This window comes from Streptomyces sp. 130, from assembly GCF_007096885.1.
Taxonomy (GTDB): Bacteria; Actinomycetota; Actinomycetes; order Streptomycetales; family Streptomycetaceae; genus Streptomyces.
The window spans coordinates 35,385-60,821 of sequence record NZ_VJNO01000030.1; the positions used below are offsets into that span (position 1 = coordinate 35,385).

Annotated in this window: 17 protein-coding genes; 5 read left to right on the forward strand and 12 right to left on the reverse strand. The window is 73.9% G+C overall.

Going from position 1 to position 25,437, the window contains the following annotated elements; genetic code table 11:
* Nucleotides 1-126 precede the first annotated feature (126 nt).
* From fxsA to FKN01_RS23200, 4 genes are all read right to left on the reverse strand, one after another.
* On the reverse strand, nt 127-717 hold the full coding sequence (gene fxsA / locus FKN01_RS23185) for an FxsA family membrane protein (protein WP_143623671.1): 591 nt from the start codon (nt 715-717) through the stop codon (nt 127-129).
* 55 nt (nt 718-772) lie between these two features.
* Nucleotides 773-1,540, reverse strand: coding sequence for a polyprenol monophosphomannose synthase (locus FKN01_RS23190; protein ID WP_143623674.1), 768 nt, complete (start codon nt 1,538-1,540; stop codon nt 773-775).
* Between the two features lie 527 nt (nt 1,541-2,067).
* Nucleotides 2,068-3,708, reverse strand: coding sequence for an amidohydrolase (locus FKN01_RS23195; protein WP_143623676.1), 1,641 nt, complete (start codon nt 3,706-3,708; stop codon nt 2,068-2,070).
* Between the two features lie 46 nt (nt 3,709-3,754).
* Complete coding sequence (locus FKN01_RS23200) at nt 3,755-4,195, reverse strand: Lrp/AsnC family transcriptional regulator (RefSeq protein ID WP_018103953.1); 441 nt, start codon at nt 4,193-4,195, stop codon at nt 3,755-3,757.
* A 202-nt stretch (nt 4,196-4,397) separates the two neighbouring features.
* On the opposite strand from FKN01_RS23200, the gene FKN01_RS23205 reads away from it, so the two are divergent.
* Nucleotides 4,398-4,793 carry a hypothetical protein gene (locus tag FKN01_RS23205; protein ID WP_143623678.1) on the forward strand — a complete coding sequence of 132 codons (396 nt, stop codon included), beginning with the start codon at nt 4,398-4,400 and terminating at the stop codon, nt 4,791-4,793.
* A gap of 399 nt (nt 4,794-5,192) precedes the next feature.
* Here the strand turns inward: FKN01_RS23205 and FKN01_RS23215 are convergent, their stop codons facing one another.
* The 3 genes from FKN01_RS23215 to FKN01_RS23225 all read right to left on the reverse strand — a co-directional run bounded on the left by FKN01_RS23215 (nt 5,193) and on the right by FKN01_RS23225 (nt 10,879).
* On the reverse strand, nt 5,193-6,365 hold the full coding sequence (locus FKN01_RS23215; RefSeq protein WP_143623680.1) for an acyl-CoA dehydrogenase family protein: 1,173 nt from the start codon (nt 6,363-6,365) through the stop codon (nt 5,193-5,195).
* A 404-nt stretch (nt 6,366-6,769) separates the two neighbouring features.
* Complete coding sequence (locus FKN01_RS23220; protein ID WP_143623682.1) at nt 6,770-6,919, reverse strand: SCO1431 family membrane protein; 150 nt, start codon at nt 6,917-6,919, stop codon at nt 6,770-6,772.
* A 192-nt stretch (nt 6,920-7,111) separates the two neighbouring features.
* On the reverse strand, nt 7,112-10,879 hold the full coding sequence (locus FKN01_RS23225) for a S8 family serine peptidase (RefSeq protein ID WP_143623684.1): 3,768 nt from the start codon (nt 10,877-10,879) through the stop codon (nt 7,112-7,114).
* A 197-nt stretch (nt 10,880-11,076) separates the two neighbouring features.
* Between FKN01_RS23225 and FKN01_RS23230 the strand changes: the two genes are divergently transcribed.
* Nucleotides 11,077-11,934, forward strand: a complete 858-nt coding sequence (locus FKN01_RS23230) for a helix-turn-helix transcriptional regulator (RefSeq protein ID WP_260696991.1) — start codon at nt 11,077-11,079, stop codon at nt 11,932-11,934.
* A 58-nt stretch (nt 11,935-11,992) separates the two neighbouring features.
* Here the strand turns inward: FKN01_RS23230 and FKN01_RS33610 are convergent, their stop codons facing one another.
* Entirely contained in the window at nt 11,993-16,102 is a 4,110-nt protein-coding gene (locus FKN01_RS33610) for a S8 family serine peptidase (RefSeq protein WP_143623686.1), read from the reverse strand.
* A 341-nt stretch (nt 16,103-16,443) separates the two neighbouring features.
* Between FKN01_RS33610 and FKN01_RS33615 the strand changes: the two genes are divergently transcribed.
* A complete protein-coding gene (locus FKN01_RS33615) occupies nt 16,444-20,730 on the forward strand; it encodes a S8 family serine peptidase (protein ID WP_221939376.1) in 4,287 nt (1,428 codons plus the stop codon).
* A 120-nt stretch (nt 20,731-20,850) separates the two neighbouring features.
* On the opposite strand, the gene FKN01_RS23245 is transcribed toward FKN01_RS33615, so the two are convergent.
* Nucleotides 20,851-21,102, reverse strand: a complete 252-nt coding sequence (locus FKN01_RS23245) for a helix-turn-helix transcriptional regulator (protein WP_143623688.1) — start codon at nt 21,100-21,102, stop codon at nt 20,851-20,853.
* Nucleotides 21,102-21,596, reverse strand: a complete 495-nt coding sequence (locus FKN01_RS23250; protein ID WP_143623690.1) for a DUF2975 domain-containing protein — start codon at nt 21,594-21,596, stop codon at nt 21,102-21,104. Before FKN01_RS23250 ends, FKN01_RS23245 begins: the two co-directional genes overlap by 1 nt.
* A gap of 119 nt (nt 21,597-21,715) precedes the next feature.
* On the opposite strand from FKN01_RS23250, the gene FKN01_RS23255 reads away from it, so the two are divergent.
* Nucleotides 21,716-22,189 carry an MSMEG_6728 family protein gene (locus tag FKN01_RS23255; protein WP_143623692.1) on the forward strand — a complete coding sequence of 158 codons (474 nt, stop codon included), beginning with the start codon at nt 21,716-21,718 and terminating at the stop codon, nt 22,187-22,189.
* A 32-nt stretch (nt 22,190-22,221) separates the two neighbouring features.
* Here the strand turns inward: FKN01_RS23255 and FKN01_RS23260 are convergent, their stop codons facing one another.
* Entirely contained in the window at nt 22,222-23,634 is a 1,413-nt protein-coding gene (locus FKN01_RS23260) for an FAD-dependent oxidoreductase (RefSeq protein WP_143623694.1), read from the reverse strand.
* A 72-nt stretch (nt 23,635-23,706) separates the two neighbouring features.
* Here FKN01_RS23260 and FKN01_RS23265 point away from each other — a divergent pair, with 72 nt between their 5' ends.
* Nucleotides 23,707-24,357, forward strand: coding sequence for a TetR/AcrR family transcriptional regulator C-terminal domain-containing protein (locus tag FKN01_RS23265; protein WP_143623696.1), 651 nt, complete (start codon nt 23,707-23,709; stop codon nt 24,355-24,357).
* Between the two features lie 24 nt (nt 24,358-24,381).
* Here FKN01_RS23265 and FKN01_RS23270 read toward each other — a convergent pair whose 3' ends face one another.
* Nucleotides 24,382-25,434 carry a glucose 1-dehydrogenase gene (locus FKN01_RS23270; RefSeq protein ID WP_143623698.1) on the reverse strand — a complete coding sequence of 351 codons (1,053 nt, stop codon included), beginning with the start codon at nt 25,432-25,434 and terminating at the stop codon, nt 24,382-24,384.
* Nucleotides 25,435-25,437 lie beyond the last annotated feature (3 nt).

Consider the following 25,437-nt stretch of genomic DNA (forward strand, 5'->3'; position numbering starts at 1 on the left):
CGGCTTTGCGACAGGCCGCGGGTCCGGTGCGCGATGCGTGCCGGGCCCGCGGCTTCGTCGTGTCGCGACGGCCCGTCCGGGCCGGGGGCCGGAGATGCCCTCGGTGGCCGGTCGGGCCCGAAAGGGTCACCGCGTCAGCGGGGGGCGGGGCTCGTCGTCCGGGCCCGGGCCGTCGCGGGGCGGCTCGTCGCGGATGACCTCGCCCTGGACGACCTTGCCGTCGGGGCGGTGGATGCGGGCCTGCTGGAAGGCGTCCGAGAAGCCGCCGGGGGCGGCCGTCCGCATGCGCCGGTCGAGCGAGCGCTCCGCGTAACGGCTGAGTGCCGTGCGCACCGGCGGGACCAGGAGCAGCAGCCCGGCCACGTCCGAGATCAGGCCGGGGATCATGATCAGCAGCCCGCCGAGCATCAGGAAGCCGTTGCCCCGGCCGCTCTCGGGGGCGGCCGGCGAGGAGCCGTCCGCGCCCGGCTGCCCCGGCATCCGCTGGAGCGTCTCGGTGAGATTGCGGAAGGCCCGGCGGCCCGCGCTCTTGATCACCGCGGCGCCGAGCACGATCCCGGCGGCCAGCAGGATCACGACGGCCAGCCCGCCCGCGGCGTCCGCCACCAGGATCAGCAGCCAGATCTCCAGCACCGCCCACGCGGCGACGGCGAGCGGTACGAAGGTCCGGGCGCGCGAGCGCCTTCGGGCGGTCGGGGGCGGGGTGCCGGTCGTCATGCCACCAGTGTGCCTGGCCGCCCGTCCGTACGCCGTAAGGGGGTGACGGACGGGCTCAGGGGGTGCGGCGGCCGAGCGCCTTGTTCGTCCGGCTGGTGACGCCCCAGGCGGTCACCCGCCACAGCGCCTCGACCAGGATGTCCTTGCTCATCTTGGAGTCGCCGACCTCGCGGTCCACGAAGGTGATCGGCACCTCGACCACGTGGAAGCCGGCCTCGACCGCGCGGCGGGCCAGGTCGACCTGGAAGCAGTAGCCCTGCGAGGCGACCGCGTCGAGCCCGATGCCCTTCAGGGTCTCGGCGCGGAAGGCGCGGTAGCCGCCGGTGACGTCCCGGGTGCGCAGGCCCAGCATCAGGCGGGAGTACGTGCTGCCGCCGCGCGAGATGAACTCGCGGGACTTGGGCCAGTTCACCACCCGGCCGCCGGGCACCCAGCGGGAGCCCAGGACCAGGTCCGCGCCCTTGAGCGCGGTGAGCAGCCGGGGCAGCTCCTCGGGCTGGTGGGAGCCGTCGGCGTCCATCTCGACCAGGACGCCGTAGTCGTGGTCCATGCCCCAGCGGAAGCCGGCGAGATAGGCCGCGCCGAGCCCTTCCTTGCCCTTGCGGTGCAGGACGTGGACGTGGTCGTCGTCCGCCGCGAGCTCGTCGGCCAGCTTGCCGGTCCCGTCGGGGCTGTTGTCGTCGGCGACGAGGATGTGGGCCTCCGGCACGGCGGCGCGCACCCGGCTCACGATCGGCTTGATGTTCTCGGCCTCGTTGTAGGTCGGGATGATCACCAGGACACTGCCGAGCGGGCCGAATCGCCGCTGACCGCCGTCGTTCACTTACTGCCCCTCACGTCCGTACGCAGGTGCACACCATATCGAGCGCGGCGGCGCGCGACGCCGACCCGGTCGGGGTGGCGCCGGAGCCGCGGCGGACAGAAGAGCGGAATCGGGGACAGAAGTGCGGATCGGGGCCCGGTGTCCTTCGGGCCGACCTGGGACCCGCTGGCTGCGGGTCGACCTAGAGCCGTTGTCTACTGAACGTCCGGGCCCCACCCGGGTCGCACCCTCCGTCCGGCTGAAGCCTTCCCTCGCCCCCGAGGCGCGGGCGCTGAACCTGGCTGTCAGTGGTGGTGCGCCGGTGCGGCACACCACCCCGTGACCCAGCGGCGTTCGACGACTGCGTGGAGGTTTCACCGGTCGGACGTCCTGTGGTGGACTCGGCCGAACCTACCGGCCGATGGCCGCATTCTGTCAATACTCGTCTGACCTGCAACGATTACCGAAATCGCCTGGTCAGTCCCGAAGATCCCCAGGTAGCGGAAGAGCCGGCCCGCCTCCGGTCGGCGGGCCGGAACGTCCGCACGTCACTCGTTCGGCCTTACGTAGACAGTTTGTCCGAGGACCACGGTGCGCAGGCAGACCGGCAGGTCGGCGCCGGGCCGGAGGTCGGGCAGCCCCGGCGTCCCGGACCGGGGGTCGGTCGACCAGCGCGCCACCCGGTCGTCCGGCGCCTGGACCACCAGCTCGTCGGTGCGCCAGACCGCGTAGTCGGCCGGGGCGCCGGGCACCAGGGTCCCCGCGTCGTCCCGCCCGAGGGCCCGCCAGCCGCCCCGGGTGTGCGCGGTGAAGGCCGCCCGGACCGAGACGCGGTGCTCCAGGGTCCGGTGGAACGCGGCGGCCCGTACGGTCCCCCAGGGGTCCAGCGGGGTCACCGGGCTGTCCGAGCCGAAGGCGAGCGGCACGCCGGCCCGCAGGAGCGCCGCGTACGGGTTGAGGGTGGCGGCCCGTCCGGCGCCGAGGCGCTGGGCGTACATGCCCTCCTCGCCGCCCCACGCCGCGTCGAAGGCGGGCTGGACGGAGGCGGTGAGGCCCAGCTCCGCGAAGGCCGCGACGGTCTGGGGGGTGAGCATCTCCGCGTGCTCGACGCGGTGCCGGGCGGCACGGATGCGGGCGAGGCCCACCTTCCCGGCCGCGGCCCTGACGCCCTCGACGACCGCCGAGAGCGCGGCGTCCCCGATGGCGTGGAAGCCCGCCTGGAGCCCCGCCTCGGTGCAGGCGGCGACGTGGGCGGCGATCCGGGCGGCGTCCAGGTGGGCGGTGCCGGTGTGCGGGGCGTCGGCGTACGGCTCGTGCAGGCAGGCGGTGTGCGAGCCGAGCGAGCCGTCCACGAAGAGGTCGCCGGCCGCGCCGACGGCGCCGAGCTCGCGCACGCGCCGGGCGTCCTTCTCGTCGGCCACCTCCTGGGCCCAGTAGCCGAAGACCCGGGGCCCGGGCTCCTCGGCGGCCACCTTCAGCAGCCCGGTGAAGTCGTCCTCGTCGGAGATGTCGGGGCCGCCGCACTCGTGGACGGAGCCGATGCCGAGGGAGGCGGCGTGGCGCAGGGCGGCCCGCTGGGCCCCGGCGCGCTGGGCGGGCGTGACGGCGTCGTGGGCGGCCGCGCGCACGGCGTGGTGGGCGGCGGCGGTCAGCGGGCCGTCCGGGTGGTATCCGGCCATCGCGGTGACGCCGGGGACGAGGTCGAGCAGGGCGGTGCTGACGGCCGCCGAGTGCACGTCGACCCGGGGCAGGTAGACGGGCCGGCCGGCCGCCGCCTCGTCCAGCTCGGCGCGGGAGGGCGGGCGCTGCTCGGGCCAGCGGGTGGCGTCCCAGCCGTGTCCGAGGACGACCCGGTCGGCGGGGTGGGCGGCGACGTGGGCGCGGACGCGGCCGAGGGCGTCGCCGAGGGTGCGGGCGCCGGAGAGGTCGAGCCCGGTGAGGGCCAGGCCGGTCGAGGTGGTGTGGACGTGGGCGTCGGTGAACGCGGGGGTGACCAGCGCCCCGTCGAGGTCGATCACCTCGTCGACGCCGCTCGCGAAGGCGTCGGCGGCGCCTTCGGAGCCCACCCAGGCGACATGGCCCCGTTCGACCACCATGGCGGTGGCGAAGGGGTCGGCGGGGCTGTGGACGTCTCCACCGCGCAGCAGCACGGTGCGGTGTTCGCTCTGGGGGGCGGTGCTCTCGGTCATGGGCACCAGTCTCCCGCCTGCCGGGACCTGCGTGGTTCGCGCCCCCTCAGATCTGCGGCGGGCGCGCCTCGTACGGGGTCGACAGGACGACCGTGGTGCGGGTGGACACTCCGGCGAGGGAGCGGATGCGGGTGAGCAGGTTCTCCAGCTCCAGCGGGGTCGCCACGCGGACCTTGAGGATGTAGTTCTCGTCGCCGGCGACGCTGTGGCACGCCTCCAGTTCGGGGACTCCGGCGAGCCGTTCGGCGATGTCGTCCGGGGCGCTGGGGTCGAACGGCTTGACCGAGATGAACGCGGTCAGGGGCAGGCCGACCGCCTCCGGGTCCACGACCGCGGCGTAGCCGCGGATCACCCCGCGCTGCTCCAGCCTGCGGACGCGCTGATGAACGGCCGAGGTGGACAGGCCAGTGGCCTTGCCCAGGTCGGTGTAGCTCATCCGCCCGTCCTTGACGAGCAACTCCACGATGTGACGGTCCAGCTCCTCCATATGGATCAATCTATGGCCATGAGTCGTTCCCGGCACAGCCGCCCGGCCCTTGGGACGTCACCTGCGCCGGGCATGTGACCAACGCCACATGTTTACGCGGCAGTAGTGGGACACGAAACGGTTACGGCCGATCGGCGGCGGGAAGTGCTTGCTGTGGCCGAGGCCACAGCGTCATGCCGGCCCATCCGAGGGGGGATTTCCCATGTCACACCTGAAGCTCACCGGACGTACCGAACCGGAGCCCGTTGATCCGTTCGAGGACACCGCTCCCGACGCGTACGACACCTTCGAGATGTACCGGGTCGTCTGCCCGGACTGCGCGCAGCCCATCGCGCTCCTGGCGGACGAGGACGTGCTCCCGGAGCACGCGCTGTGCCCGTCCCCGTGGAATCCGTTCGTGCTGACCGTGTGCCCCGGGACGGGGCGTGCCGCCGGGGCCCGGCCCGCCGAGGCGGAGGGGGTGCAGGAGCAGGAGACGGCGCTGCTGCTGACGCTCCCCCAGGGGCTCGACTGGCGGACGCAGCCCTTCTCGCACGCCGGCGGTGCCGGCTCCCGCCCGATCCGGGTGGCCCGCCCGCTCCGGCGCGAGGCCGCCTGAGCCTCCCCTCTCCCGAACGCGCGGCCGGGGTGCGTGAGCAACCCGGCGGCCGGGGAGAACCGGGTGAACATTCGCCCGAATCGAACAGCCAGTGACCCCGCCGCGTCCCACGGCGTTGCCCCGGTATGACCCCGCTGCATTCCACGGCCGGCCCCGGGCGCCGCAGGCTCGCCGCTCCACCCACCGAAGAATCGGTTCCGCAGCCCGGTTCCGTACCGGCGTCCCAGTCCGAACCGCCCCGGTCGGCGCCGCGCGCGGTGCCCCATTCGAGCGATCCGCCGATCTACCGGGCACTGCTGCGGCACTGGGAGAGCACGGGCCGGACCCTGCCGGGCCGTCATGACCAGGACTGGAACCGGATCATGACGACGCCCGTGTGGTCGGAGCGGCCGCTGCGGGTCAGCGGGACTCAGGGCCCGCTAGGTGGCGCGCGATGACCATCCGCTGAATCTGGTTGGTGCCCTCGACGATCTGGAGCACCTTGGCCTCGCGCATGAGGCGTTCGACGGGGAAGTCCTGCGTGTAGCCGTAGCCGCCGAGCACCTGGACGGCGTCGGTGGTCACCTGCATCGCGGCGTCCGTGCAGAAGAGCTTCGCCATGGCGGCCTGGCGCGAGAAGGGGCGGCCGGCGTCCCGCAGCCGGGCGGCCTCCAGATAGAGCGCGCGGCCGGCCTCGATGCGGGTCGCCATGTCGGCCAGCATGAACCGCAGGCCCTGGAAGTCCGCGATGGGGCGGCCGAACTGCTTGCGGCCGGTGGCGTAGCCGAGGGCCCCGTCCAGTGCGGCCTGGGCGACGCCGATGGCGCAGGCGGCGATGCCGAGACGGCCGGAGTCGAGGGCGGAGAGGGCGATCGCGAAGCCCTGGCCCTCCTCGCCGATCCGGCGTGCGTCGGGGATGCGGACGCCGTCGAAGTGGAGCTGGGCGGTGGGCGAGCCCTTCATGCCCATCTTCTTCTCGGGGACGGCCGCGCTCAGTCCGGCGGCGTCACCGGGAACGAGGAAGGCGGTGATGCCCCGGGAGCCTTCGACGCCGGTGCGGGCCAGCACGGTGTAGAAGTCGGCGATGCCGCCGTGCGTGATCCATGCCTTGGTACCGGTGATCACCCAGTCGTCGCCGTCCCGTACGGCCTTGGTGCGCAGCGAGGCGGCGTCGGAGCCGGAGGCGGGTTCGGAGAGGCAGTAGGCGCCGAGCAGGCCGCCGGAGAGCATCGACGGGAGGTGTTCGGCGCGCTGTTCCTTGGTGCCGTAGCCGGCGAGGCCGTGGCAGGCGAGGGAGTGGACGCTGACACCGAGGCCGACGGTGAGCCGCGCCGCGCTGAGCTCTTCGAGGACCTGGAGGTAGACCTCGTACGGCTGGTCGCCGCCGCCGTGTTCGGAGTCGTAGGGCAGGCCGAGCAGGCCTGACTCGGAGAGCAGGGTGAAGACCTCGCGGGGGAAGCGGCCCGCTTCCTCCTCCTCGGCCGCCTTCGGCGCGATCTCCCGCTGGGCGATGTCCCGTACGAGGTCGATCAACTGGCCTGCTTCCTCGGTGGGCAGACGGCGTTCGACCCACTGCGGGGATCGGTCGGACATGACGGCGCTCTCCTCCCTGTCGGGCGTTGCGGCGGTCACGCGCGCGGGGTGTGAGCGGCGCCGCCGGGGATCTCCGGGCGATGCCCGAAGTCACTGCTGCCCAGCCGATGTTGCCCTCCCGGATTACGAGAGGCGCAGGCAGGTGGCTGTGGCGGGACGAGTATGCCCGATCGGATGGCATCCGTCACCGGTTGACCGAACATACGAATGAACGGACTCGGAGGCCCGGCCCCGGCCCGCCCCGGAGATCATCGGTGTCGGTCCGAAGCGGGGGCGCGGCCCGGCCGGCCCGGTCCGTCCGGCGTTCCCGGCACTTCAGCCTTACGCGTTCATGTCAAGCTCGTGAGGCGGTGCACGCCGGGGGCGGGGAGCCGGTCGGGCGCCCCGCCCCTTCCGCGTACGTGCTAGAGCAGGCCGAGCTGCGTGACGAGCATGGCGACCACGACCACGAGGGTCCAGCCCAGGACGTGCTCCAGCAGCTTGGGGCCGTCGTCGGGGCCGCCGGTGCGGGCACGGTGGCGGGCGGCGGTGAAGGAGGCGGCGGTCGCGGTCATGGCATCTCGTTCGGTCGGCCGGCAGGGGGAGCCCAGCACCCGGCCGGGACCCGACCACAGTGCCACCCCGGCGGGCCCGGGGGTAGAGACGTCCGTCACTGCCCCCGGGCGGCCGGCCCGGCCACCGCCCCCACGACGTGCGGAAACCGTGCGCGGGGCGGCGCCGGGTGTGCCGCAGACCACACGGGGCGGTCAGCGCACCTCGTAGGCCCTGATCATGGTCTGGCTGACCCGGGCGCCCTCCTCGTCCGTGAGCGTGACCTTCAGGTGGACGAACGTTCCGGCGGGCGCGTCGCCCGGGAGGCGGACCTGCCATCCCTCACGGGTGGACGTGGCACGCGCCTGGTGCCAGCCGGTGACCGCGTCCACGGTGGCCTCGGTCCCGTACGCGTACTCCAGGCTCACCTTCCGCAGCGTGGCCGGCCGGGGCGAGTCGTCGGTGACGGCGCTCAGGCCGATCGTGGTCGGCTCCCCCGCCGGGCGGGAGTTGCGCAGGTCGGACGGTACGTCGAGGACCGGGACCAGCAGGTGCTGGGCGCCCTGGCGCGAGGCGTCGGTGGTGAAGACCCACTCGGTGGCGTAGGCGAGGCCCGTGCGGTCCACGGCGCCGGCCCGGCGCTGCCACTGCTGCCGGAACGTCACTTCGGCCTTCTCCCGCGGAAGGTCGTAGGTGCCGGAGACCAGGTTCCGCGGCTCGCCGTCGAGCAGCAGTTGGCGGGTGCCGTAGTCGTTCATCGCGAGGGTGGAGTCGTGCCCGCCCGCGTCGCCGAACGGGGCGATCGTGAAGGCGAGCCGGTTGCTCTCGCGGTTCATCAGCGCCGGGCCGTAGGTGTTCCGGACCGGCCCGTAGGGCGACTTGTACCACTGGGACGTCGTGCGGCCCTTGTCCCTCTCGCGCGGCCCGTCGTAGGAGGTGCTGCCGTACGGACTCAGATCGCGGCGCATCAGCGTGGTCCACGTCAGCCCGTCGCGGCCGGCGGGGGTGAAGTACTCGGTGCGCTGCTGGGGCGCGTGCAGCGGCAGGGTGGTGCCGCCCGCCCAGACGGCGGGGATGCCCGGCAGGCCGACCTTGACGTCGGACCAGTAGGTGGTGTCGTCGGGGCCCTGTACGTGGTAGCGGGCCTCGTCGGCCGCGAGGTCGCGGTCGCGGACGCGCCGCGTTCCGGTGGGGATCGAACCGTGGCCGGTGAGGGCGAGGTTGTAGACGTACGGGCTGCGGTCGGTCGCGGTGCCGGACCAGGACAGGCGGACGTCGCCCTTGTCCAGGGCCGCCTGGACCGCCAGGGAGTCGGCCGCGGTGACGGTGGCCTGCGGGACGCCTTCCGGACCGGTGGTCTGGAACCGGCCCCCGCTGTCCGGGTTGGCCGCCAGCACGCCCACGGCACCCGCCCGCTCGGCGGCGGCGTCCCAGGTGTAGGGGTTGCCGCCGCCGGTGCCCGCGTCCACGAGGGCGATACGGCCCTTGAGGTCGTGGGCGGCGAAGTTCGCGTCGGTGCCCTTGCCGATGTACGTCACCGGCGCCGAGCCCTTGCCGTCGAACTCGGTCCCCTTCTGCACCGGGAGCGAGTCCAGGACCCGGCCGCCGGTGATCGTGAGCGCGGCGCGCGGCGCGGTCTGCCGGGCCGAGGCGAGGAAGGTCAGCCGGTCGTCACCGCGCACCGGCTGGGCGTAGACCGCCTTGGCGTACGACGGGACGGTGGTGAGGTAACCGGCCTGGAGGCGGCGCGAGTCGTCCAGGCCCAGGGCGAGGCCGATCGCGAAGCCGGCGCTCTGGCTGGGGCGTTCGGTGTCCCAGGCGATGCGCCGTGCGTCGCGGGCGTCGAGGGTGACCTCGGTGTCGCCGGAGACCGTCAGCTTCTCGCGGTACAGCTGGCTGACCGACTCCACGCTGCCGATGTCGCCGGGTTCGTCGCGGGTCATGACGAGGCCGCTCAGCGCGTACGTGCCGAGGGGCACCCGGATCGTGGTGCTGCCGGGCGCGGAGTAGCCGAGGGTGTAGCGCTTCGCCGTGTCGCGGTGGTCGTCGAAGAGCTGGAAGGCGGACGGGGAGGACGCGGGGTCGCCGTGGCGGTCGAGGCCCTTGACGGTGAGGTCGGCCGACGGGACCTCCATGTGCACGCCGAACGGGACGGTGACGCGGACCCCGTGCGACCCGGTCGCGACGAGGCGGCCCGTGACCGTGCCGTACGCCCCGGCGGAGAGCCGGGCGCCCGGGTCGACGCGGACCGGCACATCCGCGGTCCCGCGCGCCGGGACGGTGACCGTGGTGCGCCCGGGGCGCGCGAAGCCGGAGACGCGGCTGCCGTCGTCGCCCCGGACGTCCTCGACGCGCAGGCTGAGGCGGACGTCCTTGCCGGTGAGGTTGGTCAGGGTGACCGTCCTGTCGACCGGGTCGAGGCCGCGCTGCGGATACGCGAAGTCGCCCAGGAGCGGCACGGGCGGGGCGGTGACCGGCTGGGAGACCGCGCGGGCCACGTCCATCGGGCCGGCGCCCTGCTCCAGGACGGGCGCGTCGGTGGACCGGGCCGACGAGGTGAGCAGCGCCTTGAGCCCGGCCGGGGTCAGCTCTGGGTGCTGCTGGAGGAGCAGCGCGGCGCCGCCCGCGACGTGCGGGGTGGCCATCGAGGTGCCGGACATCTCCTGGTACGCCTGGGCGCCCCGGCCACCGGAGTTGGCGGCGACGACGCCGACGCCCTGGGAGGCGATGTCCGGCTTGGCGCTCACGCCGTCGACCGAGGGGCCCCGGCTGGAGAAGGAGGCGGTGGCGTTCTTGCGGTCCACCGCGCCGACGGTGAGGGCGCTGGGCGCGCAGCCGGGCGTGGAGACGGTGCCGTGCAGCGAGGCGTTGCCGGCGGCTATGACGAACAGGGCCTTGTCGCTGAGGCGTTCCACCGCGTCGACGCCGGGTCCGGCGCAGGCGGTGTCGCCGTCGGAGCCGAGCGACATGGAGACGACCCGGGCGCCCTGGTCGACCGCCCATTCCATGCCGTTGACGATGCCGCTGATCGAGCCGGAGCCGTCGTCGTCGAGCACCTTGCCGATGAGCAGGTCCGCCTCGGGCGCCATGCCCGCGTAGGTGCCGTGGGAGGCGGCCCCGGTGCCGGCGACGGTGGACGCGGTGTGGGTGCCGTGGCCGGTGCGGTCGCTGGTGGCCGGGGTGGAGACGAAGGTCTCGCTCGCGGCGACGCGTCCGGCGAGGTCGGGGTGGCCGGCGTCGACCCCGGTGTCGAGGACGGCGACCTTGACGCCGGAGCCGTCGAGGCCGGCCCGGTGCGCGGTGGCCGCACCGGTGAGGGGCACGGTCGGGGTGCCGAGACCGCTGACGGCGGTGCCCCTGACCTTGGCGTCGAGCCAGATCCTGCTGACGCCCGCGGCCGTGGCGGCGCGGGCGGCGGTGCGCGTGGTGCTCGGTGCGAGCTTCTGCCAGGCGTCGGCGGCGGATTCCTTGCTGACCGCCAGTCCGGCGCCGCCGATGGACTCCAGGGTGGCGGTGGTCCGGGTGCCGGGGACGGCGGCGCCGCGCAGGCCCCGGGCGGCGCCGTCGGCGTACTCCACGACGACGGGCAGGGTGTCCGTGTGCGCGTCGTCGTAGCCGTCCGCGACGAGCCGGCCGATGTCGAAGAGCGCGGCGTCCACGAGACCGGCGTCCACCAGGCGCTCGACGCCCTGCGGGAACACGTAGGTCCGCCTGCCGTCCTGCCAGGTCGCGGCGGCGTGGTCGGTGCCCTGTCCGGCGTCGCCGCGCAGTGCGGCCGAGAGGACCCGGCCGGCGCCGTCCACGCGGGCCTCGACCACGTCACCGGTGATCAGGGTGACGGTGACCGCGCGGCCGGGTTCGGCGGCGAGCGGCCGGGCGGCGTCCGCCGGGGTGCCGGCCGACGCGGCGGGGGCTGCCGCCGCGAGCAGGGCGGCGGCGGCGAGCCCGGCGGCTGTCCGGCGCCATGGCCTCGTACTTCTCATCGTGCGTCTCCAGGAGGGAAGGTGTCCGGCGGCCTCGGGGGGAGGGACCCGGTGGTCAGCAGATTGGCCAATTCCGTTGCCCGATGGGGGGCTTGGGGCTGGCGAGAGGCTGCCATGGCGCATTCCCGTCAGGCCGGGCGCCGCCGCGGAACGGGGGTCCGTTGCCAGGACGATCCGCAGGTGGCGACACTTGGGCCATGTCGTCCCACCCGGAAGTGCCCTGGTCCCCGCCTGCCGAGCCGTCCCCCGGCCCGCCCGCCTCCGTGCGCTCCTCCCTGATCCGGCTGCAGGAGGACCTGCGCCGGGCCGATGACTCACTGGTGCGGCTGCTGGGGGCGTGGCGGTCCGACGGCCGTGCTGAGCCGGGGCAGTTCGTGGAGTTCTGGGAGGGGCGCGAGGCCCAGGCCCGCCGCCTGTACGAGCTGGAGTACGGGGCCCGGTCGTCGCTGCAGGGGTTCCAGTCGGGGGCCAACACGGTCGCTCCGGTCCCGTCCACGCTGGCGGGCCCGGCCGGCGTGGAGCCGCAGGATGAAGAGGTGGACGAGGAGGAGACGCGGGACGCCGGCGAGGAGCCCGCGCTGCGCAAGGACGGCAACCCCCACGCCGCGTACCGCGTCGTCGTGGACCGGGCCTTCCTCACCGAGCCGGAGGCGTTGCGCGCGCTGGACGAACGGCTGGCGGCCGGTCATCAGGTGCGGGTGGTGGACCAGCCCCTGATCAAGCTCCTCATCGCGGACGAGGAGACCGCCATGGTCCAGCTGGAGGCGGGCCGTTCGGTGATTCTCGGGCCGCCCCTGGTCCGGCTGGCGGTCGAGCTGTTCGAGTCCGTGTGGCAGCGCTCGCGGCCGTATCTGCGGGAGGACGGCGACCTGGACCCGGCCGACCGGCGGCTGCTCCAGCTCATGCTGTCCGGGCTGACGGACGCGGCGACGGCCCACCAGCTCGGCACGTCGCCCCGTACGGTCCAGCGCAGGCTGCGCGCCCTGATGGACGCGGCCTCGGTCTCCTCGCGCGTCCAGCTCGGCTGGTACGCGATGCGCAACAACTGGGTGTGAGCGGCCCGCCGCCCGGGCGCGTAGGGCACCCGGACGGCGGACCGTCGCATCCCGGTCGTCACATCCGGGCGGTGTAGTACTCCAGCGTCCGGCCGCGCAGGCGCTTCACCGGGTCGGTGACGCGGTCGGACATGGTGTTCTGCCGGAGGTAGTTGGTCACCACCCAGGTCAGGTCCTTCCCGTCGACCGTTCCGTCGTGGTTGATGTCGGCGGAGCGCTTCGCGGTGCCCCGGGCGTCGTACACGGCGGCGGCGTCGCGTACGTCGATGACGTCGTCCCCGTTGACGTCGCCCGCGACCAGGGAGGCCACGGACGAACCGCTCGTCCCGGCGACGGCCCCGTAGCCGTCCAGGCCGAGGTCGATGTCCTCGGTCCAGGCGAAGTGGCCGGGCACCCGGATCTCCAGGCGGTACGGCTTCTCGGCGGGCTTCAGTCCGGCGGCGGAGATCCGGGCGGTCGCGTCGGCGGTCATCGGGGTCCGGGTGCCGTCCGGGGCGGTCAGCTCGGCCCGGAAGCCGTCGAGGCTGTAGTCACGCCCGGTGTCGTAGCCGTAGTCCTTGGTCAGCAGCGCCTCGGCGGCGGGCCGGGCGCCGAAGGTGGACTCCGGGTTGAGCATCCGGACCGCGCCGTAGAACTGGATGTTCAGCGGCACCTTGGTGCCGGTGGTGTCCGTGGCGCTGGTGGTGCCCGTGGTGAGCCCCGCCACCGAGGTCCAGTGCTCGCCCGTCACCTCGTACGTCACCTTGAGCAGCGGCATCGCGTCACCGCTCAGGCCCTCCGGGTCCGAAACGTCGAAGCCGAGGGTGGTGTACGAGGAAGCGCCGGCCGACACGTCCGTGGTGGTGATCTTCGACGGGCCGTGGGCGGCCAGTTCGGCGGTCGGCTCGACGGAGGTGATCCGCACGTTGCGGTCGTCGTAGCGGATCTGGGAGCTGAAGGACTTCCAGTGCTTCAGGTCGTGGGCCGTCAGGGTGTACGTGACGCTGTCTCCGGCCCGCGCCACGGGGGCGCCGGCGGCTCCGACGACGTACGGGACGCCCTCCCTGATGAGGTTGAGGGAGCGCACGTCACCGATGTTCCCGGCGGCGTCCGCGGGCCACATCTTCACGTAGGCGGTCGGCGGCCCGACGGACAGCGGCACCTGGGCGGTCACCTGGCCGTCGGCGTCGGCGTTGACGTGGCCGGTGGGCGCGTTGGGGCTGTACGTCGAGTAGTACAGCGCGTTGTCCTGCTGGCCGATGTCGAGCCCGGCCGCGTGGATCGCGTCGGTCTCGCCGTCGCGCAGCCGGCCCGAGAAGGAGAACGACTTGGCGCCGGCGGGGATCTCGACGACCGTGGGGCGGGAGGGGTCCCAGGCGCCGTACGTGTCCTCGTAGGCCGGGGCGTGCGAGTCGACGTAGATGTCGCGCAGCACCGAGTCGGTGCCGCCGAAACCGTCGGTGCCCACGATGCGCAGCTTGTAGTGGCCCTCGTCGATCCAGCGGCCCCGCGGGTCGAAGGGGGTGGCCGCGCGCCCGGTCACCGGGTGGTACCAGCCGCCGACCGTCGCCGGGCCGTACAGGACGCCCTCGGTGAGGCCGGTCGTGTTGATCCCGCCGATGTAGCCGAGGTCCTTGCCCCGGGCGTCGGCGAGGAAGATGTCGACGCTCGTCAGCTGCCCGGCCATGCGCAGGTCGAACGTGGCGGCCCCGCCGCCGACGGACCCGGCGTCGGAGAACTGGTTGGTCGAGATGACCGGCTTCGTCATGTCGACCTCGGCGAAGCCGGACTCGGCGACGCGCAGCCCGAACGGCATCCGCAGCGCGTGAAGTCCCTTGCCCTGTACGGGGGTCAGGGTGACGAAGCCCTCGTAGTAGCCGGCCGGCGCGTCGGCCGGGACCCGCAGGGCGACGCTGACGGGCGTGCTGCCGTGGGGCTTGCTGGTGACGTGGTCGTCGGCGGTCAGGGTGATGCCGGCGGCGCGGGCGTCGCCGGAGGCCCCGTTGCCCCGGGTGAATGCGGCGGCCACCTCGTAACGGGCCTTGCGGCCGGTGTCGTTGACCAGGTCCAGCCGCTTCTCGACGCGGGTGGACCGGCCGACCGGGAGCACCCCGAGATCGAGGGCGCCGGTCAGGTGGCCGAGCTCGGAGCGGGTGCCGTCCAGGGCGGTGTACGGGGTCTTCGCGGACACCTGGAGGGAGGTCTCGGTGTGCACGGCGGCGTACGGGTCGATCGCGCCGGCGCCCGAGTCGAAGACGCTCGCCTCGCCGGGCATCGGGCGGGCGGTGTTCATGAGGGACACCTTGACGGCCGCCGGGGTGAGCCGGGGGTCGTGCTGGAGGAGCAGCGCGGCGGCGCCCGCGACGTACGGCGAGGCCATCGAGGTGCCGCTGAGCCGGGCGTACGCGGCGGAGTAGTCGCCGGTCCCCGGGGCGACGGTGTCGGCCGGGACGGACGACAGGACGCTGACGCCGGGCGCGGTGATCTCGGGCTTGATGGCGCCGGTGCCGTACACCGGGCCGCGCGAGCTGAAGTCCGCGAGGGCGCCGTTACCGAGCACGAAGGTGCCGGCCTGCGTGAACGTGACGCGTGCGGTGCCGCCCGCGGTACCGGCGGCCAGTGCGGCGCCCTCGGCGGCGGTGAGCGAGAAGGCCGGGACGTAGGCGGGGCTCTCGCCGATGTAGTTCGGGATGTGCCCCTCGGCCGCGTTGTCGTTGACGAGGAGGACGGCGACGGCGCCCATGGACGCGGCGCGGCGCACCTTCTCGTCCAGGGGGATGCCACCGCGCTTCACCAGGACGGCCTTGCCCTTGACGTCCTTGCCGCTGTAGCCGGCCGCGGTGCCGGTGGCGACGTCGGCGACGGGGTGGGTCCCGGAGGTGAGGCGGGAGAGCGCGTCGCCGAACGGGCGGGCCAGCAGCCGGCCGGTGGCGGTGGTGGCGCCCGCGCCGATGCGGTACTGCGGCAGGGTCATCGGTTCGTCGTGCGCGCCCACGGTGAGCGGCAGCGCGGCGGCGCCCGGGGTGCCGAGGGTGCCCGCGCCCGGGCCGCTGTTGCCGGCGGCGATGACGGTGGTGATGCCGGCGAGCACCAGGTTGTCCGCGGCTATCGCCTGCGGGCTCATCGGGTCGTTGACGGACGCGCCGAGCGACATGTTGACGACGTCCATGCCGTCGTCGGCCGCCCGGTCCATCGCGGCCATGATGTCGCTGGTGCGCCCGCGCCCGTACGGGCCGAGCACCCGGTAGGCGTACACGGAGGCGCCGGGGGCCACGCCGTGGGCGGCGCGCTCCTCGGACTCGGCGCCCCGTCCGGCGACGATCCCGGCGACGTGGGTGCCGTGCTCGGTGTAATAGGTCGAGCCCTGGCTGGTCTCGACCTGCCCGGACGCCTTCCACTCGGCGTACGTCGTCTCCATCGGGTCGGAGTCCTCGTCGATGAAGTCGTAGCCGCCCTTGTAGGCGCCCTTGAGGTCGGGGTGGCGGTAGTCGATCCCGGTGTCGATGATGCCGACCTTGACGCCCTTGCCGGTGAGGCCCTCGGCGTGCAGCCGGGCCACCCCGTCGTCGCCTCCCCCGGTGGCGCCGGAGGTACCGCCGCCGTCGGCGGGGGCGGGGCGGTCGAGCGCCTTCACGGTGGTGTCCGGCCAGACGGCGGCGACCTCGTCGTTGTCGAGGAGTCCGGCGACGCGGTCGCCGGGGAGCCGGAGGCTGACCCCGTCGAAGCCGTGGGTGTAGGTGCGCCCGGGCTTCGGGGCCGCCGCCTTCTTCCCCTTGCTCCCGTCCGCGGCGGGCTGCGCGAACATGTCGTCCAGCGCGGTGCGGAAGCGCTGGTGCGCCTTCGTCACGGCGTCCTCGGCCGCCGCCTCGCTGACCGTGCGGCCCTCGGCGGCGGCGATCAGGCGGGCGGTGCGGGCGGGCGGGGTCTTCAGCTGGACGATGACGTCGACGGGCTTGCTGCTGCGGAGCGCGGCCTCGTCGGTGAGGTGGAGGCCGCCGATGTCGAGGGAGGCCATGCGGTGCAGGGCCGCCAGCTCCTGGTCGTCCAGGGAGGCGAGCAGGCCGGCGGCGTCCGACGTGCCGGACGGGGAGGGTGCGGCGAAGGCGGCGGGGGCGGTGGCCGCGAGGGTGGCGAGCACGGTTGCCGCCGCGGCCAGGGCCAGGTGTCTGCGCCCCGGGGCTTGCGTCATGATTCGTGGGCTCCGCTCTGGGCAGGGACGGACGGGGTCCCCCTCGTCTCATGAGCTGGGGGGACGGGCATCGCATGATCGTGGGTGCGTGGGCCTCCGGTTGGAAAGGGCAGCCGGTGGCGAGATCCCGCCTGTCGTCAAGTCGCCATTGCGGCCCGGTGAGTTCGGGAACTGGCGACAACACGTCGTGTCATAGACCCGCCACCCCGGTGTGCTGCGGCGCCCCGGCAGGGCTCGGTAGACCCGTGCCACGACCTTCCGCCCGGCGCCCGGCGCTCCGGCGGGAGATCCCCGACGTGGTCCCGGTCCTGCCGAGGCCCCCGCCATGCGAAAGGGCACTCATGTCCCGCCCCACCACCACGCGCCGCAGACGCCGGTTCACCGCCGCCGTCCTCGCGGCCGGGCTGACCGGCTCGCTGATGAGCCTGTCGGCGCTGCCCGCGCAAGCCGCCGACGTGCCGCACCCCTTGGGCACGGCCGTCCCGGACGCGCCCAAGAAGGCCCTGGCCTCCCAGCGCGACAAGCTGGGCGCCCACGACCGTACGCTGCTCCAGAAGGCCGAGAGCAAGAAGGCCAGGACGGTCACCGTCCTGCTGGCCACCGGCGAGGGCGACACCGAGGCGCTGCGCGAGAAGGTCGCGGACCTCGGCGGCCAGGTCGCCAGGGCCGACGACAAGCTGGGCTATGTCCGCGCGACCGTGCCCACCGGCAAGGTCACCGCGCTCGCCGCGCTCGCCTCGGTCCGGGCCGTCGACCTCAACGAGACGTACAAGATCCCCGACCCGTCGCCGGTCACCACCGAGGACCGGAAGAAGGGCGGGAAGGGCGGCGGCCACGACGGTCCCACCCCGCCGGAGGGTCCCGGCCGCACCACCCCGGCCGACAACCCGTACCTGCCGGTGGCCGAGACGGGGGCGACCGGCTTCACCGCCGACCACCGCACCTGGGACGGGCGGGGCGTCACCGTCGGCATCCTGGACACCGGTGTCGACCTGGCCCACCCGGCGCTGCGCACCACCACGACCGGGCAGCCGAAGATCAAGGACTGGGTCACCGCGACCGACCCGGTGACCGACAGCGACCCGACGTGGCTGGAGATGCGGCTGAAGGTCACCGCGAAGGACGGCACCTTCCGCTACGGCGGGGTCGACTACAAGGCGCCCGACGGCGACTACGAGTTCCAGCTCTTCTCCGAGGCGGACACCTGGGGCGGCGAGCTGGGCGGGGACCTCAACCGGGACGGTGACACCAGGGACAAGTTCGGTGTCCTGTACCGCGAGGCGGACCACCGGGTGTGGGTCGACGCGAACCTCGACCAGGCCTTCGGCGACGCCGACGTGGTGGAGCCGTACGCGAAGTCCGGCACGTGGGCCGCGTTCGGCGAGGACGACCCCGCGACGGCCGTCGCCGAGTCCATGCCGTTCACCGTGGAGTACCGCGACGACGTGGACCTGTCCGCGCGGGGCGGCACGAGCGCCGGCAAGAAGGCCGACTTCGTCAGCATCGGCATCGTCTCCGGCGCCCACGCCACCCATGTCGCCGGCATCACCGCCGGCCACGGGCTGTTCGGCGGGAAGATGGACGGCGCCGCCCCCGGCGCCCGCATCGTCTCCGAGCGCGTCTGCCTCTTCGCCGCCGGCTGCACCTCGTACGCCCTCACCGAGGGCATGATCGACGTCGTCGTGGACAAGGGCGCCGACGTCGTCAACCTCTCGATCGGCGGGCTGCCCGCGCTCAACGACGGCGCCAGCGTCCGCTCGGTCCTCTACAACCGGCTGATCGACGAGTACGGCGTGCACATCGTCTCGTCGGCCGGCAACGACGGTCCGGGCATGAACACCGTCTCCGACCCGGCGGTCGCCGACCAGGTCATCGCGGTGGGCGCCTCCGTCAGCAAGGACACCTGGTGGGCGGATTACGGCTCCGAGGTGAAGGACCGGCAGTCGCTGTTCCCGTTCTCCGCGCGCGGTCCGCGTGAGGACGGCGGGATGAAGCCGGAGATCGTCGCCCCGGGCGCCGCCGTCTCCTCCATCCCGACCTGGATGCCCGGCGAGGGCGTCCCCCAGGCCGGTTACGAACTCCCCCCGGGCTACGGCATGTTCAACGGTACGTCGATGGCCTCGCCGCAGGCCGCCGGTGCCGTCGCCGTCCTGCTCTCCGCCGCGTCCGCCTCGCACGTGAAGGTGTCGCCGGCCGGGATGCGGTCCGCGCTGACCAGCTCGGCGACGTACCTGCCGGAGCAGCCCGCGTACGCGCAGGGCGCCGGCCTCGTCTCCGTACCGGCGGCGTGGAAGCTGCTGGCGAAGGGCATGAAGCCGACGGCGTACTCCGCGAAGGCGCCGGTCTGCGGTGCCCTCGCCGGGATGCTGGCCGCGCCCGGGTCGGGCACCGGCATCTACAACCGCTGCTCCCCCGAGGACGGCGGGCAGCCGCTCCACCGCCCGAAGAACTACACGGTGGAGCTCACCCGGACCGGCTCCGGCAGCCGTGAGGCCCGCCTCTCCTGGCTCGGGAACGACGGTACGTTCAGCGCCCCGCGCTCGGTGAAGCTGGACCGGGGCAAGGCGACCGGCATCACCGTCCGCGCCCAGGCCAAGTCCGCCGGCGCCCACTCGGCGCTGCTGCGGGTGGACGACCCGGCCACGCCCGGCGTCGACCGGCTGGTCCCGGTCACCGTCGTGGCCGCCGCCGACCCGGCGAAGCCGTCGTACGCGGTGTCCACCGCGGGCACCGTCGACCGCAACGCCACCCGCTCCTTCTTCGTCTCCGTGCCCAAGGGCGCGGCGGCGCTGAAGGTGGACCTGTCCGGCGTAGCCGAGGACAGCCAGACCCGGTTCCTGGCGGTCGACCCGCAGGGCATGCCGGTCGAGGACACCGCCGTGAGCCGCTGCTACACCCACTTCTCGGACGAGAAGGACTGCGCCTCCGGCTCGCGCACGTACGAGCAGCCGATGCCCGGCGTCTGGGAGTTCGAGGTGGAGGCGCGCCGCACCTCGCCCGCGCTCGGCAACCCGTACCGGCTGACCGCCACCGTGCAGGGCGCCACGCTCGACCCGGCGTCCTCGGTGATCGACCAGGCGGGGCTGCACGCGGCGTCCGAGAAGAGCTTCACGGCCGTCAACCGGTTCGCGCCGGTGACCGCGCACGCGGTGGGCGGCGCCCTCGGCGCGCTCTCCGAGGCGCACCCGACCGTCGCCGACCAGGACATGACCGGCAAGCAGGTCACGGTCCCCCGGGACGCGACGCGCTTCGAGGTGTCGATGGGCAACGCCTCCGACCCGGACGCGGACCTGGACCTGTACCTGGTCGCGCAGTCGGGGGCGCTCGTCGCCTCCTCCACCAACGGCGGCTCCCGCGAGTCGATCGTGGTGGACGAGCCGGATCCCGGCTACTACCTGCTGTTCATCGCGGGTACGGACGTGCCGTCGGGCAGCACCGAGTTCGACATCCAGGACACGATGTTCTCCTCGTCGCTCGGCTCGGTGACCGTGGACCAGGACGAGCCGGTGCGGCTCGCCTCGGGCCGGTCGACGAAGGTCAGCGGGCGTCTGGTCGCCGACACCCGGCCGCCCGCGGGCCGCCGTCTGGTGGGCCGGTTCTCGCTGGCGAGCGACACCGGCGCCACGCTGGGCAGCGCCGACGTGCTGATCGGCGAGGTGTCCACCCCGCACGCGGAGATCACCTCCTCGTTCGGTCCGGTCCTCGCCTTCAGCCTGGACGACCAGGGCCGCGTGGCCGGGTCGAAGCAGGTCTCCGGCCACGGCCGGCCGATGCGCTGGGACGCGGAGAACGGCATGACCCTGCTCGACGACGCCGGCGCCCGCGACGGCCACGTCCTCAGCCAGAGCCGGTCCAAGGGGTACGCCACCGGTCAGCTGACGCTCGCCGAGGGCACCCGGGCGGGGCTCTGGGACGCGGACGGCAAGCTCACCACGCTGCCGCTGCCCGACTGGGAGTCCTACCGCTTCGCGCGCGGCTTCGCCGTCAACGACTCGGGTACGGTCGTCGGCAACGCCACGGGCAACGTCACCGACCCGGCCACGGGACGCTCCGTCGAGGTGAACGAGGGCTTCGTGTGGAGCGCCGAGGACGGCATGCGCAAGCTGCCGCATCTCACGGACGCCCGCGGCCTGACCGAGCCGGTCGCCATCAACGACGCCGGTGTGGTGGTCGGCCACTCCGCCAAGGACGGCCGGCGCCGCGCCGTCGAGTGGGACGCCGACGGGAAGATCACCGACCTCGGCACCCTGCCGGGCATGGCCGACAGCTACGCCCAGGGCATCAACGCCTCCGGCACGGTGGTCGGCTCCAGCGGTGACGACGCGTTCGTCCTGAAGCCCGGCGGCACGATGACCCGGCTGCCCGACTTCGGCTTCGACGCGCAGGCGCTCGCGGTGAACGACGCCGGCTGGATCGTGGGCACGGCGGAGACCGCGCCGGACTCGGAGACCGCGGTCGTCTGGGACCCCCAGGGGCGTATGTACGAGCTGTCGGCGATGACCGGCTCCTCGCGCTTCGTTCCGCTGGAGGGCATCAGCGTCAACAACCGCGGCGAGGTGGCGTACTACGCCATGGACCGGGAGGGCGGGGGCTCGACGAAGGTGGTCGTGGCCCAGCTGCCTTCCTGATCGCGTGACCGGCCCCTCCCCGCCGCCGGAAGCCCGGTGGCGGGGAGGGGCCGGCCCGCGCTCGGGCCTGTCCGGCGGATCTTCGCGGACCGGCGACGCCCGGCACGCACCGGACAGGCCCTACCCGGAGACCGGCGCGTCCTGGCCGGGTAGGCGGTCCGGTTCGCCCGCCGCCTCCCAGCGCAGCAGGTCCCCCGGCTGGCAGTCGAGCGCTTCGCAGAGCGCGGCGAGCGTCGCGAAGCGCACGGCCTTCGCCCGGCCGTTCTTGAGGACCGCCAGGTTGGCCGGGGTGATGCCGACCCGTTCGGCGAGCTCGCCCACGGACATCTTCCGCCGGGCGAGCATCACGTCGATGTCCACGACGATCGGCATCAGATCACCTCGTCCAGCTCGGCCTGCATCCGCGTCGCCTGGACGTCGCGGGCGACCGCCTGGGCGAGCAGCGTGCGCAGCACGAGCACGACGAGCGCGACGCCGAACACCGCCAGGCCGACCACGCCGATCAACAGGACGACGCCCGGCGCGACGGCCTCGCCCGGCGCCAGGACTGCCCCGAGCGTCCAGAGCAGGAGCGCGGCACCGGCGAAGGCGCCGGTCACCACGTCCACGTACCGGAAGGCGGGGCTGGAGAACACCGTTCCCCGGCGGGCCATCGCGGCCAGTCGCCAGACGCACACCAGCACGGTCTCGGCGCAGCCGATGCCCAGGACGACAATCAGCGCGACCGGGACCCGGGGCAGTTCCCCGTCGCCTGTGCTCCCCGGGTCGCGGAAGAGCAGGACCAGCATCAGCACCTGCAGGAACAGGGCCCCGGCGAGCAGCGCCACGATCACGCAACGCAGCGCGACGTCGGTCAGTTTTCCCATCAACGCCTCCCTCAACCTATCGAGAAGCGATCCTAATCTATCGTTTCTCGATAGCCAAGCGGGGGCACGGCGGGCGTTCGTGAAAGGCGGAACGGCGGCCGTACGGGTAGACAGGTCGCATGCAGACCTTCCTCCCCTTTCCCGGCTTCACCGAGTCGGCCGCCGTCCTGGACGCCAGGCGGCTCGGCAAGCAGCGGGTGGAGGCCCTGCAGGTGTTCCGCGGCCTGACCGTGCCGGGTTACGGCTGGCGCAGGCACCCGGCGGTCCGGATGTGGGCGGGGTACGAGGAAGCGCTCGTCCGGTACGGCCTCGACATGTGCGCGCTCTGGACGGCCGGGGGGCGCGCCGACACCTGCGCCGGCACCCTCGTCCACGACTTCCGGGCCCACACGGGCGGCGCGCCGGTCCGCCCGCAGCCCGAACTGGCGGCGGAGGGTGAGCTGCCGCCGTGGCTGGGCGACCCGGAATTCCACCGGAGCCACCAGTCGGCGCTGCTCCGCAAGGACCCGGAGCACTACCGGGACCGGTTCCCCGGCGTGCCGGACGACCTGCCGTACGTGTGGCCGGCGTCGGACCGGCCCCGGATGCACTGATCACGAACGTCCTGGACCCGCGGCGCGCGGCCTCAGCCGGTCGGGCCGAAGCGGCGCAGGTAGCCGTCGAGCCCGTCCGGCGTGGTCCCGGCCCATCCGATGTACCCGTCCGGCCGTACGAGGAAGAGCCCGGTGCCGTACGCGCCGGGGGCGCTCCCGCTCACCACCCGTGCCACGGGTCCGCCCGCGCCGCCGGGTGCGCCGGTCCCCAGCGCGAGCAGCGTCCAGTGCGGGCCCCGGAAGGCGTCGAAGAGCCGCACGCCGTCCACGGTCGCGTCCGGGGCGCGGTCGCCGGCCCGGGGCGCGCCCTCCGGCACCGCGTCCCGGGTCTCCTCGGTGAGCGACGACTCCCGGTATCCGAGGCCCAGCTGGCGGGTCGCGCCGCCTCGGCGGACCTCGCCCCGGTGGACGCCGGTGGACAGGTCGAGCATCTGGGCGGCGACCGGGCGCCGTTCCTCCTCGTAGCTGTCCAGGAGCGCGGCCGGGGCGCCGCCGGCCAGCACCGCGGCCAGCTTCCAGCCCAGGTTGTAGGCGTCCTGGACGCTGGTGTTCAGGCCCTGCCCGCCCGCCGGGGAGTGCACGTGCGCGGCGTCCCCGGCGAGCAGGACCCGGCCCGACCGGAAGCGGTCGGCCAGGGCGGCGCGGGGGCGGAAGTCGGAGGCCCAGCGCACCTCGGTCACGGCCTCGGCGGGGATGTGCGAGCGCGCGGCGAGGACCTCGCGGACGCCGTCCGGGGTGAGGTCGACGTCGGTCCCTTCCGGGAAGCGGGCGGTCAGCTGGAAGTCCTCGGTGCCGGCCAGCGGGCAGACGGCGAGGAAGTCGGCGCCGTCGCGCGGCGGGAAGATGTGCCAGTTGTCGCGGTCCAGGCCGGTGATGCGGACGTCCGCGACGAGGGTCGGATTCGGGTCGACGGTCTCGCCGGTCATCCCGATGCCCAGCGCGCGCCGCACCGCGGACCGGCCGCCGTCGGCGGCGACCAGATACCGGCCGCGCACCGCAGTGCCGTCGGCGAGGCGGGCGGTGACGCCCTCGGCGTCCTGCGTGAGACCGGCGGCCTCGCGGCCGAAGGCGATCTCGCCGCCCAGCTCCGCCAGCCGCTCCGCCAGGATCTCCTGGGTGCGCCACTGCGGCACCATCCAGGGCTTGTCGTACGGCGAGTCCTCGCTCGGCTCGACCGGGTCGAACATGTGGTGCTCGCCGAGCCGTTCACCGTCGCGCCAGACCATGCCGACCGGGTAGGTGCCGCCCGCCGCGTGGATCGCGTCGATGACCCCGAGGTCGTCGAAGACCTCCATGGTGCGGGGCTGGAGGCCCTTGCCCCGGGAGCCCGGGAACAGCGCCTGCCCGCGTTCCAGGACGAGCGCGTCCACGCCGCGCCGGGCCAGGTCCACCGCGAGGGCGAGACCGGTGGGGCCGGCGCCGACGATCAGGACATCCGTGTCCATGACGATTCTCCTTAACGCTGTTAAGTGCTCGGTGGGTCCGAGGATGTCCTTAACGGCGTTAAACTGTCAAGCGTGGATACCGGACGACGCGCCCCCCTCGACCGCCGACGGGTCGCGGACACGGCGTTGACGCTGCTGAACGAGGTGGGCCTGGACGGGCTGACCCTGCGCGCCATCGCGAGGGAGCTCGACGTCAAGGCGCCCGCCCTGTACTGGCACTTCAAGGACAAGCAGGCGCTGCTGGACGAGATGGCGACCGAGATGTACCGGCGGATGGTCGCCGATGCCCCCCTCGACCCCGCCGACACCTGGCGGGAGCGGCTGCGGAAGACCAACCACGCCCTGCGGACCTCGCTGCTCGGCTACCGGGACGGCGCCAAGGTGTTCAGCGGTTCACGCTTCACGGGCGGGGTGCACGCCGAGCAGATGGAGGAGAGCCTGCGACTGCTCACCGCCGCCGGCTTCACCCTGGCCCAGGCGGTGCGGGCGGCCACGGCGACGTACATGTTCACGCTCGGCTCGGTCATCGAGCAGCAGGGCGCCGAACCCCTGCCCGGGCAGCGCCGGGAGGGGTTCGACGTCGCCGAGCGGGCACGGATGCTGGCCGCCTACCCGCTGACCGCCGCGGCGGGCGCGGAGATCTTCGCGGACTACGAGCGGCATTACGCGGAAGCGCTCGACCTGGTGATCGCGGGCGTCGCGGCGGCCTACGGCGTCGAGTGACGGGGCGCGCCGCGCCCCGGGTCGTCAGCCGTCGAGATCGATGACGACCTTGATGTCGTCCTCCCGCGCGGTGAACGCCTCGGCGGCGTTCCGCAGCGGCACCCGCCGGGTGATCATCCGCTCCAGCCAGTCCGGATCGGCGCGCCGGAGGGCGTCGGCGCCCGCGCGGTAGTGGCGCAGATTGGCGTTGACCGACCCCACCACTGCGACGTTCCCCCGCACCAGCGCGTTGTTGAGCGTGCCCGCCTCCACCGGCAGCCGGCGGGCCCCGGGCGACACACCGATCAGGCAGACGATCCCGTAGCTCGCGGTCCCCCGCATCGCCCCGAGGACCACGTCTCCGACGCCCGTCGCCTCGATCACCACGTCGGGCCGGAGGGCGGATGCCACCTCGTCGACGGGGCCGCTGTGGTACGTGGCGCCCAGGCCGGCCACCAGAGCGGGCTTCGGCCCCGAGGGCACCCGGTCCAGCACGTGGACGTCCAGCCCGCGCTGGTGGCCGAGCAGCGCCGCGAGCAGGCCGATCGGCCCGGCGCCGGTGACCAGGACCCGCTCCGGCGCGAACCAGGACCGCGCGCCGATCCGTTCGACCTGCTCCCACGCCTTGGCCACCACGGTGGTCGGTTCGAGCAGGACGCCGACGCGCTCCAGGGACGGGTCGAGCCGGACCGCGTAGTCGCTCTCGACGGTCCAGGACTGGCTGGCGTAACCGTGCCGTTCCTTGATCCCGCGCTCCGTGTAACGCCCGTTGCGGCACATGTCGAACTCGCCCCGGACGCAGGCGCCGCACGGTTCCGGATCGGGCCGACGCACCACGCCCACGACCAGGTCCCCGGCCCCGAAGCCGCTCGCCGGCGGCGCCTGCCGCACCCGGCCCAGCGACTCGTGACCGATGATCAGCCGGTCCTCGCCGCCCGGCGCCCGGCCGTAGTCGCCGGCCGCGATCTCCTTGTCCGTGCCGCAGACCCCCACGCCGAGCCCGTCCACCAGGAGCTCGCCCGGGCCCGGCACCGGGTCGGGCACCTCGCACACCTCAAGGCTCTTGCCGGCCGAAGGCCGCACGGTAACGGCACGCATCGG